The 20,340-nt window shown below is 69.4% G+C and carries 20 protein-coding genes; 8 read left to right on the top strand and 12 right to left on the bottom strand.

From position 1 onward, the window contains the following. Positions 1-3: 3 nt before the first annotated feature. Positions 4-1,038: an asparaginase gene (locus AC1DTW_RS02665; RefSeq protein ID WP_477978851.1), complete on the bottom strand. Its 1,035-nt coding sequence runs from the start codon at positions 1,036-1,038 to the stop codon at positions 4-6. Next, a complete protein-coding gene (locus AC1DTW_RS02660; RefSeq protein WP_477978849.1) occupies positions 1,038-2,534 on the bottom strand; it encodes a S10 family peptidase in 1,497 nt (498 codons plus the stop codon). The genes AC1DTW_RS02665 and AC1DTW_RS02660 overlap by 1 nt, the downstream gene beginning before the upstream one ends. Before the next feature lie 80 nt (positions 2,535-2,614). Between AC1DTW_RS02660 and AC1DTW_RS02655 the strand changes: the two genes are divergently transcribed. The 3 genes from AC1DTW_RS02655 to AC1DTW_RS02645 are packed head-to-tail and all read left to right on the top strand — an operon-like array spanning position 2,615 to position 7,382. Continuing rightward, positions 2,615-3,427, top strand: coding sequence for a DUF429 domain-containing protein (locus AC1DTW_RS02655; RefSeq protein ID WP_477978847.1), 813 nt, complete (start codon positions 2,615-2,617; stop codon positions 3,425-3,427). Positions 3,428-3,438: 11 nt separating this feature from the next. Beyond that, on the top strand, positions 3,439-4,905 hold the full coding sequence (locus AC1DTW_RS02650; protein ID WP_477978845.1) for a potassium/proton antiporter: 1,467 nt from the start codon (positions 3,439-3,441) through the stop codon (positions 4,903-4,905). Continuing rightward, on the top strand, positions 4,902-7,382 hold the full coding sequence (locus tag AC1DTW_RS02645; protein WP_477978843.1) for a ligase-associated DNA damage response DEXH box helicase: 2,481 nt from the start codon (positions 4,902-4,904) through the stop codon (positions 7,380-7,382). Before AC1DTW_RS02650 ends, AC1DTW_RS02645 begins: the two co-directional genes overlap by 4 nt. Positions 7,383-7,403: 21 nt before the next feature. On the opposite strand, the gene rocF is transcribed toward AC1DTW_RS02645, so the two are convergent. The 4 genes from rocF to AC1DTW_RS02625 are packed head-to-tail and all read right to left on the bottom strand — an operon-like array spanning position 7,404 to position 10,900. After that, positions 7,404-8,321 carry an arginase gene (gene rocF / locus AC1DTW_RS02640; protein WP_477978841.1) on the bottom strand — a complete coding sequence of 306 codons (918 nt, stop codon included), beginning with the start codon at positions 8,319-8,321 and terminating at the stop codon, positions 7,404-7,406. A 31-nt stretch (positions 8,322-8,352) separates the two neighbouring features. Then, the gene (locus tag AC1DTW_RS02635) at positions 8,353-9,261 is read right to left on the bottom strand and encodes an LOG family protein (protein WP_477978839.1); all 909 of its coding nucleotides are present in this window, start codon (positions 9,259-9,261) and stop codon (positions 8,353-8,355) included. Between the two features lie 40 nt (positions 9,262-9,301). Beyond that, the gene (locus AC1DTW_RS02630) at positions 9,302-10,111 is read right to left on the bottom strand and encodes an inositol monophosphatase family protein (RefSeq protein ID WP_477978837.1); all 810 of its coding nucleotides are present in this window, start codon (positions 10,109-10,111) and stop codon (positions 9,302-9,304) included. 6 nt (positions 10,112-10,117) lie between these two features. Further along, positions 10,118-10,900, bottom strand: a complete 783-nt coding sequence (locus AC1DTW_RS02625) for a GntR family transcriptional regulator (protein ID WP_477978835.1) — start codon at positions 10,898-10,900, stop codon at positions 10,118-10,120. 125 nt (positions 10,901-11,025) lie between these two features. Between AC1DTW_RS02625 and AC1DTW_RS02620 the strand changes: the two genes are divergently transcribed. From AC1DTW_RS02620 to AC1DTW_RS02600, 5 genes are all read left to right on the top strand, one after another. Continuing rightward, on the top strand, positions 11,026-11,307 hold the full coding sequence (locus tag AC1DTW_RS02620) for a UxaA family hydrolase (RefSeq protein WP_477978833.1): 282 nt from the start codon (positions 11,026-11,028) through the stop codon (positions 11,305-11,307). A gap of 14 nt (positions 11,308-11,321) precedes the next feature. Continuing rightward, positions 11,322-12,497 (top strand): UxaA family hydrolase, encoded by a 1,176-nt coding sequence (locus AC1DTW_RS02615; RefSeq protein WP_477978831.1) that lies wholly within the window; start codon positions 11,322-11,324, stop codon positions 12,495-12,497. Between the two features lies 1 nt (position 12,498). Continuing rightward, positions 12,499-13,425, top strand: a complete 927-nt coding sequence (locus AC1DTW_RS02610; RefSeq protein WP_477978829.1) for a hydroxyacid dehydrogenase — start codon at positions 12,499-12,501, stop codon at positions 13,423-13,425. Further along, complete coding sequence (locus tag AC1DTW_RS02605) at positions 13,425-14,432, top strand: Ldh family oxidoreductase (RefSeq protein WP_477978827.1); 1,008 nt, start codon at positions 13,425-13,427, stop codon at positions 14,430-14,432. Before AC1DTW_RS02610 ends, AC1DTW_RS02605 begins: the two co-directional genes overlap by 1 nt. Before the next feature lie 90 nt (positions 14,433-14,522). Further along, complete coding sequence (locus tag AC1DTW_RS02600; protein ID WP_477978825.1) at positions 14,523-15,500, top strand: Bug family tripartite tricarboxylate transporter substrate binding protein; 978 nt, start codon at positions 14,523-14,525, stop codon at positions 15,498-15,500. A gap of 33 nt (positions 15,501-15,533) precedes the next feature. Here AC1DTW_RS02600 and AC1DTW_RS02595 read toward each other — a convergent pair whose 3' ends face one another. The 6 genes from AC1DTW_RS02595 to AC1DTW_RS02570 form a co-directional block, all read right to left on the bottom strand. After that, complete coding sequence (locus tag AC1DTW_RS02595) at positions 15,534-16,295, bottom strand: HesA/MoeB/ThiF family protein (RefSeq protein WP_477978823.1); 762 nt, start codon at positions 16,293-16,295, stop codon at positions 15,534-15,536. An 84-nt stretch (positions 16,296-16,379) separates the two neighbouring features. Next, complete coding sequence (locus AC1DTW_RS02590; RefSeq protein ID WP_477978821.1) at positions 16,380-17,825, bottom strand: S41 family peptidase; 1,446 nt, start codon at positions 17,823-17,825, stop codon at positions 16,380-16,382. 218 nt (positions 17,826-18,043) lie between these two features. After that, the gene (locus tag AC1DTW_RS02585; protein WP_477978819.1) at positions 18,044-18,304 is read right to left on the bottom strand and encodes a hypothetical protein; all 261 of its coding nucleotides are present in this window, start codon (positions 18,302-18,304) and stop codon (positions 18,044-18,046) included. 162 nt (positions 18,305-18,466) lie between these two features. Beyond that, on the bottom strand, positions 18,467-18,766 hold the full coding sequence (locus AC1DTW_RS02580; protein WP_477978817.1) for a DUF3606 domain-containing protein: 300 nt from the start codon (positions 18,764-18,766) through the stop codon (positions 18,467-18,469). Between the two features lie 715 nt (positions 18,767-19,481). Then, entirely contained in the window at positions 19,482-19,799 is a 318-nt protein-coding gene (locus AC1DTW_RS02575; protein WP_477978815.1) for a BON domain-containing protein, read from the bottom strand. Positions 19,800-19,881: 82 nt separating this feature from the next. Next, positions 19,882-20,334, bottom strand: coding sequence for a hypothetical protein (locus tag AC1DTW_RS02570; RefSeq protein ID WP_477978813.1), 453 nt, complete (start codon positions 20,332-20,334; stop codon positions 19,882-19,884). Positions 20,335-20,340: the final 6 nt, after the last annotated feature.

Below are 20,340 nucleotides of genomic sequence, written 5' to 3'. Positions count from 1 at the left end.
TCTTCAGTGCAGTGCACGCAGGATCGGCGTCGCCCTCAGGCCGCCGACCTCGATCCCGTTCCAGTTCTTCAGCGTGACCTCGCTGAACGAGCGCATGAACGCCGCGTCGCCGTCGTCGAGCGCGACGAAGGCCTCGACGACCGCCGCCATCACGACCTCGGCGGCGCGCGCGTTGTTGCCGTCGTCGATCTTGATCGCGACGCCCAGACCGCGCTCCGGCAGCGCGGCGCAGAACACGCCCTCGGCGCCGACCTTGCAGCACACGCGCGTGCCGAGCCGCTGCATCACGTGGGTGTCGAAGCGGCCGCTGCCGGCGACCATGAACGGTGCCCTCGCGACCGCCGCGCGCAGCCGCTGCGCCGCGCGCGCATGCTCCGCGCTCAGGCCCATGCCGGTGCCGACGCGTGCGAACGCGTGCGCGAGGTGGCGCAGCGGGACCGCGAAGGTCGGGATCGAGCAGCCGTCGATGCCGCGCGGCGTGTTCGTCAGGTCGTAGCCGGTCGCGGCCTGCAGCGCCGCGCTGACCTCGCGCATCACCGGGTGCTCGGGCTTCACGTAGCCGCGCACGTACTGCCGCAGGTCCGGGCGGCCGCCGTGCAGCGCGCAGGCCAGGCACAGAAAGCCGGCATGCTTGCCCGAGCAGTTGTTGTGCAGCGCCGTCGGCCCACGCTGTTGCGCCGCGAGCGCGCGTGTCGCGGCCTCGTTGTAGGGCCAGTGCGCGCCGCACTCGAGCGCGTCCGGGTCGAGGCCGGCCTTCGCGAGCATGCGCGCCGCGGTCTGCGCATGCAGGTCTTCGCCGCCATGCGAGGCACAGGCGAGCGCGAGCTCGTCGTCGCTCAGGCCGAGCCGGTCGGCCGCGCCGCTGGCGACCAGCGGCAGCGCCTGCAGCAGCTTCACGGCCGAGCGCGGAAAGATCGGCCGCTCGATGTCGCCGAGCGCGGCGACCACGGCGCCGTCGGCATCGAGCACCGCCAGCGCGCCGCAGTGCGCGGATTCGATCGCGGCTCCGCGCATCACGTCGACGAGGATCGGATTCATCACAACACGCCTCTGACGAAGGTCCGCAGGTCCTGCGCCATCCGCGCCAGCGACGGCTGGTGGATGTACATCATGTGCCCGGCCTCGAAGTAGCTGACGCTGACCTTGTCGCGCGCGCCATCGCGCAGCCCAAGGTGGTTGACGGTGTAGTCGCCGGCCGCGTGCGGCGTGCCGAGGTCGTAGTAGCCGCTCGCGACGTAGACCCGCATGTGCGGGTTCGCCTGCATCGCCTTGCGCAGGCTCGCGCCGATGTTGACGTAGCGGTTCTCGAAGCCCTTCCAGCTCCACTTGTCCCAGATCGGCGCGTGCACCACGTAGGGCGCGTCGGTGTCGAACTTCAGCGTGTCCTTCAGCAGCCGGTTGATGCCGGCGGCATAGGCGCCGAGCACCGCGTTCATGAACGGATCGGTCTCGGGGTGCTCGCCGGCATCGTCGCGGTCCCGGCCGACGAAGCGCGAATCGAGGCGGCCGACGGTCTGGCCGCGGCCGCGCAACAGCTCCTTGAAGTAGCGGAACGGCTCGGGCCGCAGATCGGTCTTGTGCGCGTACTCGGTCGACAGGCCGGTGAAGCGCGCGAGCTGCGCGGCGATCTGGTCGCGCTCCACGCCATCGAGCCTCGAACCCCGCAGCAGCGCGGCGCTGTAGGCGCCGAGCGCGAAGACCTCGGCGGCCGCGACGACCTCGGCCAGCGGCTTCTGCTGCAGCTCGGGTGCGAGTGCCTTGTGGTACCAGGCGGTGGCCGCGTAGGTCGGCAGGAACAGCGCATACGGCAGCTCGTTGCCTTCGTCGAAGCTCAAGGTCTGCAGGTCCATCGCGAGCGAGACCAGCATCACGCCGTTCAGGAAGATGTCGTGCTTGCCCTGCAGGTGCAGCGAGAGCCCGGCGGCACGCGTCGTGCCGTAGCTCTCGCCGATCAGGTATTTCGGGCTGCCCCAGCGGCCGTAGCGCGTCAGGTACAGGCGGATGAACTCGCCGACCGAATCGAGGTCGCGCTGGTATGCGTGGTACTCGTTCGGCTTCTCGCCCTCGGCCATGCGCGAATGGCCGGTGCCGACCGGGTCGATGAAGACGAGGTCGCTGTCGGTCAGCAAGGTGTGCTCGTTGTCGGCCAGTGCGTACGGCGGCGGTGGTGCATTGCCGAACTCGTCGCAGACGACGCGCTGCGGCCCGAGAATGCCGAGGTGCAGCCAGACGCTGCTCGACCCCGGGCCGCCGTTGAAGCTGAACGTGACCGGGCGCTGCCCGGGCGGCTCGGTCTTCAGCGTGTACGCGGTGAAGAAGAAGCTCGCGGTCGCCTTGTCGGGCTTGGCCGGCGGCGCATCCTTCGCGTCGTAGCTCGGCGTGTAGTCGCGCAGCACGATCGTGCCGCAGGTCGCGGTGTACTCGAGCGTCGTGTTGCCGACGACGAGCCGGTGCTCGGTGACGACGATCCGCTCCTTCGGCTCGGCGGTTGCGGGCGGGGGCGTCGTGGGGGTCGTGTTGTCGGCTGCGGCCATCGGTGTGGGTTCGTTAGAGTCCGGACATGGAGCCGACTCTAACTGTGCCGACGGCCGGCGGTGCGCCACAAGCTTTCCCGATGCTGGCCGGCATCGACTTCACCAGTCGGCCGACGTTGCGCAAGCCGATCACGATCGCGCTCGGGCATGTCGCAGACGGCGCAGTGCAGCTCGCGCGCATCGATGCGCACGCCGAGTTCGCCGGTTTTGCGCGCTGGCTGGGCACGCCGGGGCCCTGGCTCGGCGTGTTCGACCTGCCGTTCGGGCTGCCGCGCGAACTCGTCGCCACGCTGCAATGGCCGATGCAGTGGGCGCCGCTGATGCGCCACTACGCGGCGTTGTCGCGCGACGAGATCCGCAGCGCGTTCGCGGCGTTCTGCGATGCGCGCCCGGTCGGCGCGAAGTTCGCGCACCGCGCGGCCGACGGGCCGGCGGGATCGTCGCCGTCGATGAAGTGGGTCAACCCGCCGGTCGCGTTCATGCTGCATGCCGGCGTGCCCTTGCTGATCGACGCCGGCGTGCACCTGCCGGGGCTGCATGCGGGCGACGCGACGCGCATCGCGCTCGAAGGCTATCCCGGCCTGCTGGCGCGCGAGCTGCTCGGCGCACGCTCGTACAAGAGCGACACCCGCGCGAAGCAGACGCCCGAGCGGGAGCGTGCGCGCCTCGATCTCGTCGATGCGCTCGGCCAGGGCCGCACGCGCCTGGCGCTGCGCCTCGCGCTCTCGCCCGCGCAACGCGCCGAGCTGATCGCCGACGCCGGCGGGGACCGGCTCGACGCGGTGCTGTGCCTGATGCAGGCGGCGTGGGCGAGCGCGCGCCCGAACCACGGCCTGCCGGACGTGATCGACCCGCTCGAAGGCTGGATCGTCAGCGCGGCGACGCTCTGCTAAGGTCGTTCGCGATGCACGCGTTCAACCTGCTGCTGCTCGCCGGCGGGCTGCTCGTCTTCACGAGCCTGCTCGCCGGCGTGCTCTCGACCCGCCTCGGCCTGCCGTTCCTGCTGGTCTTCCTGGTGGCCGGGATGGTCGTCGGCGTCGACGGGCCGTTCGGCGTGAGCTTCGACAACGCGCAGCTCTCGGCCTGGGTCGGCAACGCGGCGCTCGCGATGATCCTGCTCGAAGGCGGCATCAGCACGCGGATGGAAACCTTCGATGCCGGCTTCCGCCCGGCGCTGGTGCTCGCGACCCTGGGTGTCGCGCTGACCGCCGCGCTGGTCGGCGCGGCCGCGACGGCGGCGATGCACATCGACTGGCGCCACGGTTTGCTGCTTGGCGCGATCGTCGGCTCGACCGATGCCGCCGCGGTGTTCTCGCTGCTGCGCCAGACCGGCGTGCGGCTGGCCGAACGGGTCTCGGCGACGCTGGAGATCGAATCGGGCCTGAACGACCCGATGGCCGTGTTCCTCGTGCTTGCGCTGATCGCCACGTTGAAGGCCGATGCCGGCGTCATCGAGATGCTGTGGCTGTTCGCGCGCCAGGCCGGCTTCGGCACCGCGATCGGGCTGCTCGGCGCCTGGGGCGTCGCGTGGCTGCTCGGCAGACTGCCGCTGACCGTCGAGAACGGCGGCGTGCTGTCGCTGATCATCGTCTCGGCCGGCATGGCGGTGTTCGCGACGGCCGGGCTCGTCGAAGGTTCGGGCTTTCTCGCGATCTACCTGTTCGGGCTGCGCCTGCGCGCGAAGGCCGAACCGGCCGCGCATGCCGCGTCGTCGGCGCTCGACGGCTTCGCGTGGGCCGCGCAGGCGACGATGTTCCTGCTGCTCGGCCTGCTCGTCTCGCCACACGACATGCTGCCGCATCTGGCGTCGACGCTCGTCGTCGCGGCGGTGCTGATGTTCGTCGCGCGGCCGCTGGCGGTCTGGCTGTGCCTGTGGCCGATGGGGTTCCACGCACGTGAGCGGCTGTTCATCGGCTGGGTCGGCCTGCGCGGCGCGGTGCCGATCGTGCTCGCGCTGTTCCCATTGATCGAGCGGGTCGAGGGCAGCTACCGCTTCTTCAACGCGGCCTTCGTCGTCGTGCTCGCCTCGCTGCTGTTGCAGGGCACGACGCTGGGCTGGGTCGCGAGGCGCTTGCGCGTCGTTCTGCCGCCCGCGACGCCGCCGCCGGAGCAGCGCGCGGTGCAGGGCCTGCTCACGCTCGACGCTGAGCTGCCGCTGGCCGACGTGTTCGCGTTCTTCCAGCTGCCGCTGCCCGAGAGCGGTGGCGCAACCTTGCGCGACTGGATGGCGGACAGTCTGGCCCGCGACCACGTCGAAGGCGACAGCATCGACTGGCACGGTGCGCACTTCAGCGTGATGCGCCTGCACGAAGGGCGCATCGCGCGCGTCGGCCTCAGGCTCGCGCCGCGGGCGACGTCGGCGCCAGCGTGAGCGAAGCGGGCGAACCCGATCCGACCGCGCGGGCGCAGGCCTGGTTCGCGCAGCGCGGCTGGGCGCCGTTCGCGTTCCAGCACGAGGTGTGGTCGGCGATGGCGCAGGGCCGCAGCGGCCTGCTGCACGCGAGCACCGGTTCGGGCAAGACCTACGCGGTGTGGTTCGGCGCGCTCGCCCGCGCCGCGGCTCTGAACATCCCGCTCGACGGCCCACACGCGCCGCCGCTCGGCGTGCTGTGGCTGACGCCGATGCGCGCGCTCGCCGCCGACACGACGCGGGCGCTGCACGCCCCGCTGACCGAGCTCGGTGCGACCTGGAGCCTCGGGATGCGCACCGGCGACACGCCGGCCGCGGAGCGCGCACGCCAGGACCGGCGCTTCCCGACCGTGCTCGTGACGACCCCCGAGTCGCTGAGCCTGATGCTGACGCGCGAACCGGCGCGCGACGAGCTCGCGACGATTCACACCGTGATCGTCGACGAGTGGCACGAGCTGATGGGCAACAAGCGCGGCGTGCAGGTGCAGCTCGCACTCGCGCGCCTGAAGCGCTGGAATCCGGCGCTCGCGATCTGGGGCCTGAGCGCGACGCTCGGCAACCTGCCCGAGGCGATGCAGGTGCTGCTCGGCCGGACCGCGGGCACGCTGGTGCAGGGCCGCATCGACAAGGCGCTGGTGATCGACACGCTGCTGCCCGAGCAGCCCGGGCGCTTCTCGTGGGGCGGGCACCTGGGCCGGCAGATGCAGGGGCCGGTCGTCGCCGAGATCGAGCGTTCGGCGACCACGCTGGTCTTCGTCAACGTGCGCTCGCAGGCCGAGATCTGGTACCAGCTGCTGCTGCAGGAGCGGCCCGAGTGGGCCGGCGTCGTCGCGCTGCATCACGGCTCGCTCGACAAGGAGGTGCGCGAGTGGGTCGAGCTCGGCCTGAAGGAAGGGCGGCTGAAGGCGGTCGTCGCGACTTCGTCGCTCGACCTCGGTGTCGATTTCCTGCCGGTCGAGCGCGTGCTGCAGATCGGTTCGGCGAAGGGCGTCGCACGGCTGCTGCAGCGCGCCGGCCGCAGCGGCCATGCGCCGGGCCGCGCGAGCCGCGTCACGCTGGTGCCGACGAACACGCTCGAGCTGGTCGAAGCGGTCGCCGCGCGGCGCGCCGCGCAGGCTGGGCGGATCGAGAAGCGCGCGACGCCCGAGAAGCCGCTCGACGTGCTGGTGCAGCACCTCGTCACGGTCGCGCTCGGCGGCGGCTTCAGGCCGGCCGCGCTGTTCGCCGAGCTGCGCGGCGCACACGCGTATCGCAGGCTGTCGAAAGGCGAGTTCCAGTGGGCGCTGGACTTCGTCGTGCAGGGCGGCGCGAGCCTGGCCGCCTACCCCGAGTACCACCGCGTGCGCCAGGTCGACGGCGTCTATCGCGTGCCCGATCGCGGCATCGCGCGGCGCCACCGGCTGCAGGTCGGCACGATCGTCTCCGACTCGGTGATGCAGGTGAAGTACCTCAGCGGCGGGCGCATCGGCTTCGTCGAGGAAGGCTTCGTCGCGCGGCTGCGCGCCGGCGACTGCTTCGTGTTCGCCGGCCGCACGCTCGAGTACGTGCGCACGCAGGAGATGACTGCCTACGTGCGGCGCGCCGACAAGCCGCGCGGCGTGATCACGAGCTGGGCCGGCGCGAAGATGCCGCTGTCGAACGAACTCGCCGACGCGGTGCTGGAGGTGCTCGCCGGCGCCGTGCGCGGCGACCGGATCGACACGTTGGGCGAGCCCGAACTCGAGGCCGCGCGGCCGATGCTCGAGACGCAGCTGCGCCTGTCGAAACTGCCGACGCCGACGACGCTGCTGGTCGAGCGCTTCGAGTCGCGCGAAGGGCATCACCTGTTCGTCTACCCGTTCGCCGGCCGCAACGCGCACATCGGCCTGGGCAGCCTGCTCGCGTGGCGGCTCGCGAAGGACGCGCCGAACACCTTCAGCATCTCGATCAACGACTACGGCTTCGAGCTGCTCGGCGCCGAGCCGATCGCGCCGGCGCAGCTGCTCGACAAGAGCCTGTTCAGCGACACCGAGCTGCTGCACGACGTGCTCGCGAGCCTGAACAGCAGCGAGCTCGCGCGCCGGCGCTTTCGCGAGATCGCGCGCGTCGCCGGGCTGATCTTCACCGGCTACCCGGGCCAGCCGAAGAGCACGCGCCAGCTGCAGGCCTCGAGCTCGCTGTTCTACGAGGTCTTCGCGAAGTACGACGCCGGCAACCTGCTGCTGACGCAGGCGCAGACCGAGGTGCTGAGCCAGGAACTCGACATCAGGCGCCTCGCCGCGAGCCTCGCGCGCATGCGCCGCCAGCGCATCGCGTTCGTCGACCTGAAGGTGCCGAGCCCGTTCGCGCTGCCGCTGATGGTCGAGCGCTTTCGCGAGAAGCTCTCGACCGAGAAGCTGAAGGACCGGCTGGATCGGCTGCTGAAGGACATGGAGCGTGCGGCCGACGCGGCGGACTGATGGACTGCGTCAGCGCGCTCACTATCTGCGCATCAGCGTGCTCTTCCCGAACAGGCTCTCGATCAGGTCGACCGCGACGATCGCGGTGCCGTTGCGCACGTCGAGCGCAGGGTTCAGCTCCATCACGTCGAGCGAGGCGAGGCGGCCGGTGTCGGCGATCATCTCCATGCACAGCTGCGCCTCGCGGTAGGTCGGGCCGCCCTGGACCGTGGTGGCGACGCCGGGGGCGATCGACGCATCGAGAAAATCGACGTCGAAACTGACGTGCAGGTGCGTGTTCGCGTCGATTGTCGCGAGCGCGAGTTCCATCGCGTGGCGCATCCCCATCTCGTCGATGTAGCGCATGTCGAAGACGTCGAGCCCGGCCTCGTGCACGAGCCGCTTCTCGCCCGGGTCGACGCTGCGGATCCCGATCTGGCGGATCGATTTCGGACTCAGCGCCGGCACCGTGCCGCCGATCTCGATCAGGGCCTGCGGGCCATTGCCGCACAGGCACGCGACCGGCATGCCGTGGAGGTTGCCGCTCGGCGTCAGCGTGTGGGTGTTGAAGTCGGCGTGCGCGTCGAGCCAGAGCACGCGCAGCTTCTTGCCGGTCTCGCGGCAGTGGCGCGCGACCGCGCTGATCGAGCCGATGCCCAGGCAATGATCGCCGCCGAGCAGGATCGGCAGCCGGCCCTGTTGCAGCTCGGCATAGACGGCTTCGTGCACGGCCTGGTTCCAGGCGACGACCTGGTTCAGATGCCGGTAGCCGTCGACCGGCGGCTGCCACGGGTTCGCCGGTCCGGCGAGGTTGCCGCGGTCCAGCACCTCGAGGCCGTGGCCTTCGAGCACCGGGCCGATGTTGGCGACGCGCAGCGCCTCGGGCCCCATGCTGGCACCGCGGCTGCCGGCGCCGATGTCGGTCGGCGCGCCGATCAGGCTGATCTTCGTGTTGCTCATGCGTGTACCTTCTCGTCGTCGACGCGGGTCGTCACAGGTCGACCGCCGGCAGGTCCTTGCCGTTCTCGCGCAGCTCGAAACCATATTCGGCCTCGAGCAGGCCCCAGGCCTCCTCGGCCGTCTCGACGAAGCGGAACAGCTGCAGGTCGAGCGCGCTGATCATGCCGCTCTCGACGAGCAGCTCGAAGTTGATCAGGCGGGTCCAGAAATCGCGGCCGAACAGCAGCACCGGGCGGCGCCGCGATTTGCCGGTCTGGATCAGGGTCAGCGCCTCGAACAGCTCGTCGAGCGTGCCGAAACCGCCGGGGAAGCACACCAGCGCGACCGAGCGCATCAGGAAGTGCATCTTGCGCAGGCCGAAGTAGTGGAACTGGAAGCACAGCTCCGGCGTGATGTACGGGTTCGGGGCCTGCTCGTGCTGCAACACGATGTTCAGCCCGATGCTCTTGCCGCCGACATCGAACGCGCCGCGGTTGCCGGCCTCCATGATGCCGGGGCCGCCGCCGGTGACGACGTACAGCGGCGTCTCGAGCTGCTTCGACTTCTGCGCGACGAGCGCGCCGAAACGCCGTGCCTCCTCGTAGTACGGCGACATCGTCAGGTGGCGCTGCGCGATCGCCAGCGCGGCGGCGTCGCCGGCCGAGCCGGCATCGTCGACCAGGCGTTGTGCGACCTCGGGCGGCACGATGCGCGCGCTGCCGAAGATCACGACGGTCGACGCGATCCCCTGCTCGTTCATGATCAGCTCGGGCTTCAGCAGCTCGAGCTGCATGCGCACCGGCCGCATCTCTTCGCGCAGCACGAACGGGGTGTCGGTGAACGCCAGCTTGTAGGAGCTTTCGGGGCCCTCGTAGCGGGTCAGCGACTTGGTCGCGTCTTTCGCGGCGGCGTCCTGCTGCGCGGTCGGGAAGTTGCGACCGGCCAGAGTGGTTTTGTCCATGTGCGCAGCTTAAGGCAACTGGGATGCCTGTTCGCGCGGATCAGGGCTCGGCGAGCAGGCTCAGGAACGGCTCGAACAGCTGCGGCGTGCAGGCCAGCAGCGAGCGGCTGGCCTGCAGCGGCAAGCCGTCGCGCGAATGGATCAGCGCGCCGCTCTCGCGCAGCAGCACGGTGCCAGCGGCGGCGACCCAGGGGTCCAGGTCGTGCTGCCAGAACGCATCGATCCGGCCCGCGGCGAGGTAGGCGAGCTCCAGCGCCATCGAGCCGGAGCGCCGCACGCCGCTGAAGGCGCGCAGCACGCGGCCGAGCTCGGCCATGTAGACCGGCATGCGCGGGCTGGCCGGCTTCGGGAACACCGTCGCGGCGAGCGACTCGATCGCGCTGCGCGGTTTCGCGCAGCGGATCGGCAGGCCGTTCAGCACCGCGCCGCGGCCGCGGATCGCGCCGAAGAACTCGTTGCGGCACGAGTCGTAGATCACGCCGACCTGCGGTTCGCCGGCTTCGACGAACGCGATCACGACCGCGTACTGCGGGTAGCCGCGCAGGTAGTTGGCGTGGCCGTCGAGCGGCTCGATGACCCAGTGCGGGCGGCCGTCGGCGCGCAGCGCCGCCGCGTCGTCGGTTCGCGCGTCGCCGATGAAGTCGTGCTGCGGGAACTGCTTGCGCACCACATCGCGGATCAGCGTCCGCGCCTCGTGGTCGATGGCCGCGACGACCTCGCCGGGCGGCTTGTGCGTGATGACGATCTCCGACAGCCGCGCGCGCGAGGCTTGCAGATGCGTTCCGGCCGCATAGGCCGCCTGTTCGGCGATGCGGGCGGCTTTCTGAAGGTCGGTCGTTGCGTCGGTCATGTCACGTCAGTCGTATTTGCCAGCGGGTCGGGACAACAGGTTCACGTAGTCGTGATGCGCCGTGTTGATGATCGAGATTCGATGTTCGACCGGGCGGTCGCCGAAGGTCAGCGCGGTGCGGCGCACCTGCATGACCGGCTGGCCGACGGCCAAGCCGAGCACACGCACCGCATGGCGGTCGGCCGCGGTGGCGCGCGCGCGTTCCTTCGCACGCAGCACGCTGATGCCGAAGTCCGACTGGTACAGCTGGTAGATCGTGCCGGGGCGCTCGCGGAAGCGCTTCTCGGTCAGGCCCTTGAAGAGCGTGGACGGCAGCGTCAGGCGGTCGTAGATCACCGCCGTGCCCTGCAGCCGCAGGCGATTCTCGATCTGGATCACCGGATCGCCGGCACGCAGCTGCAGCGCCTCGGCCGGCTCGTCGTCGGCGCGCAGGCGCTCGAACGAGACCAGGTCGATCAGCGGCGCCTCGCGCAGACCGTCGGCGCGCTCGACGTGGAAGAACTGGAACAGGAAGCGATCGGTGCTGTGCGTCGCGACGAAGGTGCCGCGCCCCTGGCGCCGCACCAGGATGTGCTCGGCGGCGAGTTCGTCGACCGCGCGCCGCAGCGTGCCGATCGACACGCCCATCGCGCCGGCGATCTCGGTCTCGCTCGGCAGCGTCTCGCCCGGCGCACAGCTGCCGGATTCGATCGCGCTCAGCAGCGAGCGCTTGACGACCCGGTACAGCGGCATGCCGGCGGTCTCGGGCGCGATGGCCTCGAAGCGCGGAGCGGACGTGGCGGTCTGCATGATGCAACGAAGTGTACATGCAGATCATTTGTGTGAAATAGGTCATCTAGATGACAGGTTTGACAGTGGGTGGCGCCGACCTAACATCGCGCTCTGTCCCGAACTGCCCACCGAGGAGGCCGCAGATGATTCACTTCGTATTGCACGACGCGCGCGACACCGTCGCCGTCGTGGTCGTGGAAGGCGTGACCGCCGGCACGCCGATGACCGGCTGGATCATGGATGAAGACAAGACGATCGAGGTCCGGGCCCGCCAGGACATCCCGATCGGCCACAAGGTCGCGCTGAAAGACATGGCTGTCGGCGACACCGTGCTGAAGTACGGCATCGACATGGGCAAGGTGGTCGCGCCGATCAGGGCGGGCGAGCACGCTCACGTGCAGAACATCAAGACCAAGCGCTGGTAAGCCGGAGACCCATCATGGCCATCGTCACCAAGAACACCACCTTCCTCGGCTACCGCCGCGAGAACGGCCGCGTCGGCGTTCGCAACCACGTCATCGTGCTGCCGCTCGACGACCTGTCGAACGCCGCGGCCGAGGCCGTCGCCCACAACATCAAGGGCGCGATGGCGATTCCGCACCCGTATGGTCGCCTGCAGTTCGGCGCCGACCTGGACCTGCACTTCCGCACGCTGATCGGCGCCGGCTGCAACCCGAACGTCGCGGCCGTCGTCGTGATCGGCATCGAGGACAGCTGGACCCAGAAGGTCGTCGACGGGATCAAAGCGACCGGCAAGCCGGTCGTCGGCTTCGGCATCGAAGGCCACGGCGACCACGACACGATCCTGCGCGCCAGCAAGGCCGCGCGCGACTACGTGCAATGGGCCAGCGAGAAGCAGCGCGAGGCCTGCGCGATCAGCGAGCTGTGGGTCTCGACCAAGTGCGGCGAGAGCGACACGACCAGCGGCTGCGGCGCGAACCCGACCGTCGGCAACGCCTTCGACAAGCTGCACCCGCTCGGCAACTACCTGTGCTTCGGCGAAACCTCCGAGATCACCGGCGGCGAGAAGATCGTCGCCGAGCGTTGCGCGACCACCGAGGTGCGCGACCGGTTCATGTTCATGTTCGACCGCTACCAGGACATGATCAACCGCCACAAGACCAGCGACCTCTCCGACTCGCAGCCGACCAAGGGCAACATCGCCGGCGGCCTGACGACGATCGAGGAAAAGGCGCTCGGCAACATCCAGAAGATCGGCAAGAAGTGCACGGTCGACGGCGTGATCGACAAGGCCGAGATGCCGACCCATCCGGGCCTGTGGTTCATGGACTCGTCGTCGGCCGCGGCCGAGATGGTGACCCTGTGCGCGGCGTCGGGCTACGCGCTGCACTTCTTCCCGACCGGCCAGGGCAACGTGATCGGCAACGCGATCGTGCCGGTCATCAAGATCTGCTCGAACCCGCGCACGGTGCGGCTGATGAGCGAGCACATCGATGTCGACACCTCCGGGCTGCTGCAGCGCGAGATCAACCTCGACCAGGCCGGCGACAAGCTGCTCGAATGCATGCTGCGCACCGCCAACGGGCGCCTCACGGCCGCCGAGGCGCTCGGGCACCGCGAGTTCGTGCTGACGCGGCTGTTCGAGTCGGCGTGAGATGAGCCGCATCGTCATCACCGAGTTCATGGACGAGCGCGCCGTCGCGCAGCTCGCCGCGGCGCACGACGTGCTGTACGACGCCACGCTCGTCGACGACCCGGCGCGCCTGCATGCCGAAGCGGCCGGCGCGGACGCGATCGTCGTGCGCAATCGAACCCAGGTGCGCGGCGAGTTGCTCGCGGCGCTGGCACGATGCCGCGTCGTCGGGCGCCTCGGCGTCGGCCTGGACAACATCGACGTGGCGGGCTGCGAGGCGCGCGGCATCGAGGTGATCCCGGCGAGCGGTGCGAACGCGCTGAGCGTCGCCGAATACGTGATCGCGAGCGCGATGCTGCTGCTGCGCGGCGCTTATCAGGCGAGCGCCGAGGTGGCAGCCGGCCGGTGGCCACGCCATGCGCTGAGCAGCGGTCGCGAGATCGGCGGCAAGACGCTCGGGCTGGTCGGCTTCGGCTCGATCGGCCAGCTGACGGCGCGGCTCGCGCACGGCGTCGGCATGCAGGTGATCGCGCACGACGCGATGCTCGACGACGCGGACCCGGTGTTCGGGCAGGCGGGCGTCGCGTCCGTGGGGCTGGACGAGCTCACGGCGCGTGCCGACGTCATCAGCCTGCACGTGCCGCTCGTCGCTTCGACGCGCAATCTGTTCGACGCGGCGCGCATCGCTGCGATGAAAGCCAGTGCGGTGCTGATCAACTCGGCGCGCGGCGGCGTCGTCGACGAGGCGGCGCTCGCCGCGGCCCTGCGCAGTGGCCGGCTCGGCGGCGCGGCGCTCGATGTGTTCGAGACCGAGCCGGTGCCCGCCGGCAGCGTGTTCGCCGGCTGTCCGAACCTGCTGTTGACGCCGCACATCGCCGGCCTTTCCGGTGAAGCGAACGAGCGCGTGTCGTCGCTGATCGCGCAGCGCGTGCTGCAGGCACTCGGCTGATGGCACGGCTCACGCTCGAAGAGGCGCGCAGCCTCGCGGCCGCCGCGCTGCAGGCGGCCGGCGCGAACCTGTTGATGGCGCAGGCGACGGCGCGCGCGCTGGTGCTGGCCGAAGCGCAGGGCCTCGCGTCGCACGGCCTGGGCCGGGTCGCGCAGTACAGCGCGCATTTGCGCAACGGGCGCGTGAACGGCGCGGCCGTGCCGGCGATCGTCAAGAGCAAGGGCGCCGCGGCGCTCGTCGACGCGCAGGAGGGCCTGGCCTTCGCGGCCTGCGAGCTCGCGGTGCGCGAGGCGATCGAGCGGGCGCGCGAATTCGGCATCAGCGTCGTCGGCGTGACGAACAGCCACCACTGCGGCGTCGTGATCGATCACCTGCGCGCGGCGGCGGATGCCGGCATGGTCGGCCTCGGATTCTCGAACTCTCCCGCGGCGATGCCGGCGGCCGGCGGCAAGCACCCGATCTTCGGCACCAACCCGATCGCCGCGATCTTTCCGCGGCGTGACGACGCGCTGCCGCTGATGATCGATCTGAGCCTGTCGGAGGTCGCGCGTGGCAAGCTGATGGTCGCCGCGAAGGAGGGCAAGCCGATTCCCGCCGGCTGGGCGCTCGACGCGCAGGGCCTGCCGACCACCGACCCGCAGGCCGGCCTCGAAGGCTCGATGCTCGCGATCGGCGCGGTGTCGAGCCCGAAGGGCGCGATGCTCGCGCTGGTCGTCGAGTTGCTGGTCACCGCGCTGATCGGCGCGAACTTCGGCTTCGAAGCCTCGAGCTTCTTCGTCGACGCCGGCAACCGGCCGCGCATCGGCCAGACCTTCATCGTGATCGACCCCGACGCGCTCGCCGGCCGCGAGGGCTTTCTCGACCGCGTCGAGGTGCTGGTGCGCGAGATGCTCGTCGACGACGGCGTGCGGCTGCCGGGCGCGCGGCGCGAGGCCTTGCTCGCGAAGGCGCGGGTCGAGGGCCTGGCCATCGGCGACGCGTTGCTGAGGAGTCTGCAGACCGCCTAGAAGATTTTCGGGGAACGTTATGCCGAACCCGGCTTGCAGCATGCCGCAGCGCGCGGCAGCATGCGGACCGGTTCACAGGAGACGAGACGAATGCAACGACGAGACTTGATGCTGGGCGCGCTCGCGCTGCCGGTAACCACGCTGCCCGGCGCAGCGTGGGCGCAGGGCGGCGACTACCCGAAGGCGGGCGCGACCTTGCGCTACATCGTGCCGTTCCCGCCCGGTGGGCTGACCGACGCGATGGCGCGACTGGTCGGGCAGCAACTCGGCGAACGCTGGAAGGTCAACGTCGTGATCGATAACCGGCCCGGCGGCGGCGGTCAGATCGGCGCCGATGCGGCGGCGAAATCGGCGCCCGATGGCGCAACGCTGCTCGCGATCACGCTGACGCACGCGGCGAACTACACGCTGTTCCCGAAGGCACCGTACAACCTCGTCAAGGACCTGAAGCCGGTCGCGCTGATGGCAGGCTCGCCGATGCTGATCGTCGTGCCGGCCGGCAGCAGGATCCAGAGTTTCCACGAGCTGATCGCGGCGGCGAAGGCCGGCAAGCTGAATGCCGGTTCGAGCGGCAACGGAACGCCGCCGCACCTGACGCTGGCGCTGTTCAACGACATCGCGAAGACCGAAATCCAGCACGTGCCCTACAAGGGCGGCGCGCCGGCCATCACCGACCTGATCGGCGGCCAGCTCGACGTGGTCTTCTCGAACTTTCCCGAGTCGATCGCCCATGTGAAGAGCGGCAAACTGCGCGCGTTGGCGCTGTGCAGCGCGGCGCGGCACCCGACGGTGCCCGAGGTGCCGACGACCGTCGAGGCCGGCATGCCGGCGCTGCTGGTGGACAACTGGACCGCGATGATGGTGCCGGCCGGCACATCGGACGCCGTGGTCGCGAAGCTCGGCAGCGAGATCGTCAAGATCCTCGCCAGCCCGGAGATCGAGGAACGCGCGCGGACCCAGGGCTTTCGGGTCGACGCGCGCGAGCCGCAGGCCTTTGCTGTCTTCCTGAAGAGCGAGACCGAGCGTTGGGCGAAGGTGATCGTCGCGGCGAAGATCACCGCCGAGTAGGTCGGCGCGACCCGAGCGTCCGCGCCGACCGGCTCAGGCCTCGGCGGCGCGGTGCCCGCACACCGGGCAGCCGGGCGTGCGGCGCAGCGCGATCTCGGTCCATTCCATCGTCCGCGCATCGAGCATCTGCAGCCGGCCCGCCAGCGAGCTGCCGACGCCGGCCAGCAGCTTCAACGCCTCGGCCGCCTGCAGGCTGCCGATGATGCCGACCAGCGGCGCGAACACACCCATCGTCGCGCAGCGCACTTCCTCGAACACCGCCTCGGCCGGGAACAGGCAGGCGTAGCAGGGCCTGGTCGCGTCGCGCGTGTCGTAGACCGAGATCTGGCCATCGAAGCCGATCGCGGCGCCGGAGACGAGCGGCTTGGCGTGCGCCACGCAGGCGGTGTTGACGGCGTGACGCGTCGCGAAGTTGTCGCTGCAATCGATGACCACGTCGGCCGCGGCGACGAGCGCCATCAGGCGCGCGGCGTCGGCACGCTCTTGCAGCGCCTGCACGCGCACCTCGGGGTTGATCGCCTGCAGCGTCTGTGCCGCGGACTCGGCCTTCGACCGGCCGATGCGTGCGACGTTGTGGACGATCTGGCGCTGCAGGTTGGTCAGGTCGACCGTGTCGTCGTCGACGATCGTCAGCGTGCCGACCCCGGCCGTCGCGAGGTACAGCGCGACCGGCGAGCCCAGGCCGCCCGCGCCGATCACCAGCGCGTGCGCGGCAAGCAGGCGCTGCTGGCCCTCGATGCCGAGCTCGTCGAGCAGGATGTGGCGCGAGTAGCGCAGCAGCTGTTCGTCATTCATCGGCCGAGCATACAAACAAAGCGCAGGGAGCACCGCCCGCAAAAACGCCCGCGGATCGCGCGGGCGTTCTGAGGCAGAGCGGGATCAGTTGACCGTCTCGGCCTCGGGCTTGCGCTCGACGGCGGTCTTGCTGACCAGCACCGGCTTGCCCTTCAGGCGATTCATCGCCTGCGTGAGCTGGAAGTCTTCCGGCGTGCCGAACTCAGGCGGCGGTTTCGGCGGCGTGGCGGCGCGCTTCGCGGCTTCTTCCTCGAGCCGTTTGCGCGCTTCGTCGCGGGCCTTCTCGCGCGCCTCGTCCTTCTGCTCGGCGCCCTGGCCGCTTTGCAGGTGCTTCTCGAGGTCGGCCTCGCGGGTGCGCAGTGCAGCGAACAGGTTGCCCTCGGCGGTCTCGTCGAGCATCACGTCGGGCACGATGCCCTTGGCCTGGATCGACGCACCACTCGGCGTGTAGTAGCGCGCGGTCGTGATCTTCAGCGCGGTCTCGGGCGAGAGCTGGCGCACCGTCTGCACCGAGCCCTTGCCGAAGGTCTGCGCGCCCATGATGACCGCGCGCTTCTGGTCCTGCAGCGCGCCGGCGACGATCTCGCTGGCCGAGGCCGAGCCTTCGTTGACGAGCACGATCAGCGGCACCTTCTTCAGCGCCTCGGGCAGGCGGCGCAGCGGGTCGCTGCCGCCGCGGCGCAGGTAGTCGCTCGGCGAGGCCTTGAAGGTCTGCTTGGAGTCGGAAATCTGGCCGTTCGTCGAGACGACGACCGCGTCGGCCGGCAGGAACGCCGCCGAGATCGCGACTGCGCCTTCGAGCAGGCCGCCCGGGTCGTTGCGCAGGTCGAGCACCAGACCCTTCAGGTTCGGCTCCTGCTTGTAGATTTCTTCGAGCTTCTTCACGAAGTCTTCGACCGTGCGGTCCTGGAACTGGCTCACACGCAGCCAGGCATAACCGGGTTCGACGATCTTCGAGCGCACGCTCTGGGTGCGGATCTCCTCGCGCACGATCGTCACCGGGAAGCTGCGGCTCTCGAGCTTGCGGAACACGGTCAGCACGACCTTGGTGTTCGGATCGCCCCGCATCTTCTTGACGGCCTGGTCGACCGTCAGGCCCTTGACCATCGTGTCGTCGATCTTCGTGATCAGGTCGCCGCTCTTGAGGCCGGCACGGAAGGCCGGCGAGCCTTCGATCGGGCTCACGACCTTCACGAGGCCGTCCTCCATGCCCATCTCGATGCCGATGCCGACGAAGCGGCCGGTGGTCGCCTCGCGGAATTCCTTGAAGGACTTCTTGTCGAAATACTGAGAGTGCGGGTCGAGGCCGGAAACCATGCCGCCGATCGCATCGCCGATCAGCTTCTTCTCGTCGACCGGCTCGACGTAGTCGGTCTTGATCATGCCGAAGACCGCCGCCATCTGTTGCAGCTCTTCGAGGGGCAATTGCGCGACGCCGTTGCGCGCCGTGGCCTGCAATTGCATCGTCGTCAATGCACCGGCGACTGCGCCGACGGCCAACCAGCCCGCGACCTTGAGTTTGGCGCCCATCAGCGACCCCTTGTAATGCCCGCTAGCAGCGTGAATTTGGTCCAAAACAAACCTCGATCAGTATATTCCTGCGACCCGGCCTTCGAGCCGCGGCTGCCGGGAAAGTTGCACGCGCCGGTCGGGCATGCGCCTGCCTGCAGGTGCTGCCTCAGGCCCGACGCGCAAGCGGGCTGGATGTAAAGAATTGCTCGGACGGGGGGCGACACGCCCGCGGCGAGTCAGTTCGTCGCGGGCGGCTTGGCCGGCGGGAAAAGTTCGTCGAACAGGTCGCCCGGCACGGTCTGTGGATCCTCGCTGACATCGGCGCCGTGCAGCAGTTCGAACGACGAGACGATCCAGCCACCGGACGACGAGGCCTCCGGCAGGTCGGCGCGCGGCGCGGGCGATGCCCGCGGATCGACGAACTCGCCCAGCGGCGCGGCTTCGGTGATGCGCCAGACCAGCTTCTTTGCGGCGGGCGGCGGCGTGCGCTGGCTCATGGCATCTCTCCCGTACGATTCGACCAGAAGGCGCTCGAGTGCGAGTCTCAGGCGGTCGATGCTAGGCGCGGCGTGGCGCCTTGCAAAGGCCACACTTAGGGGGAGCACGCAGCGAGTCGGGTTTGGTCCCGCCGACAGGACTTGGAGACCCTGAAGGCGCTCCTAACTCGTTGATTCACAAGGCCGTGGGGAACGCGATGCTTGCGAAGGCTGTTGCAGCAGCGCATGGCAGGCACCGACATCTTGGTCACCAGGAATGGGGGTCGGCTCGCTAAAGATCCACCTGCGCATCGCGATAAAGTTCCTTACCGCCGAGGCATCAACGCCGACCGCTTCGATCGCATTCAGCAACTCCTGTGACGAGCATGCGAAATGGCATGTCCAGAAGCGCAGTTCGTAGTCCTCTGTCAGTTCTATGCGAGACCGATCAACGGGCTCTGGAATGAGTGAAGCGAATGTCATGAGTGGGTCTTCTTTGATGACTTGGGTGACGTGACGGCGGAGGTTAGGGCTCCGTAGGATCCCGGATGAGCGGACGAGCCCGCGAGGATGTGTCGGATGACAAGCCGTTCGCCAGCACCTGTAACAGACGAGTCATCCCTCCTGCAAAAGCCCCCTCGCCTTCGTCGAACCGGGACGGCGCGCGATAGAGCCGCGGGCGATTGCGCGGCGCTACCGGCTCAGTTCAGCCGACCGAGTTGGTCCGCCAGAAGGAGACCAGCGGCAAGCTCGGGCGGCAGCCGTTGGCAGCGCGGCAAGTCCCACAGAGTCCCAGCGAGGTCGAGGACGTCGTCGGCGGAAAGAAGCGGGTCGCGTTCGCAGATGCTCGCGCGACACCGTTCAATCCACTCGACCTGTCCGCCGCAGGAACGAAGTGACACAGACGGTCGGACTGCGGACTCGATGCCGGTCGAAGTCATATGTTCTCTCGCCCGTGGTTCAATTCTGAAACGTCGCCGAAGGCAACGCCTCAACCTCCCGACTTGGCTCGCTTGCCAGGGTTCTTCTTGTGTGTTGTCTTCCCGCGTTCCTTGCGGGGTCACGTCCGGGGGCAAGCGAGATCCGACGGCGATTGCCGCACCGTGCTGTACCCAGCAGCACTGCCGATGGCGTCCATTTTCTTGAGCGCACCGACGACGACACCGGCCGAACGCTTGCTCGTCGTGCTCGCGGCGGGTCAGGCCCGGACGACGATTTCGTTCCGCACCGATTTCACGCCGTTGACCTTTCGTGCGATGGTTTCGGCGGCGCTCTTCTCGAGCGCGTTCTTGGCGAAGCCGGACAACATCACCGTGCCGTTGAGCGTCTCGACCCGGATGCTGGACGCGTCGACGTCCTTGTTCTCGACGAAGCGGCTCTTGATCTGCGTCGTGATGGTGGCGTCGTCGACATAGGCGCCGACGGTTTCCTGTCCGCGGGTCACCGCACAGCCGGACGTCCCGATCAGAAGGACGGCGGCAAGGGCGGCAGCGAAGGTAGTGGTGCGAATGTTCATGGTGAATCTCCAGTCGAAAGTTGAATGCCTGGTTGGCTTGCTCGGGTGGTGATGAACCCCATCACCGAGGGAAGACTCGGGTTCAGCGCGACGGCGCGGACGCCGCAGGCTCGGGGGTTACGAGCTCCTTGACCACACCGCCCGCGGCGGCCGAGCCAGACACCGTGCCTTCGCCGAGCGCCATGCGCCGACAGGAATCCTGGTCCTCCGGACGAACCGCATCGCAGCGCTGCGTGGCGTTGCGGCGCAGGGCGCGTGCATTCTCTGCGTTGCCGAGGCGCGAGCGGCGGGCTTCGGCCAGCGCCGCGCCGGCTTCCTTCAGGCAGGCGCTGCGCTCCTGTTGCGACGTGCCGGCCAGGCAGGCGCTGCGTTCCTTCGCGTAGGTGGCCTGGGCATTGGCCAGCTCGGTCGTCGATGCCAGGGGCGTCTCGGCGGCCAGGGCGGGCGCCAGCAGCAACGCCGCGGCCATGCCGGTCATCCACTCGCGCATCGACGTGGGGATCTTGACTTTCAGTAGTCCGCAAAAGCTCGGCATCGCGTC

The sequence above is a fragment of the Rhizobacter sp. P5_A1 genome (assembly GCF_056400745.1).
This window is presented reverse-complemented; position numbering and strand designations above follow the sequence as displayed.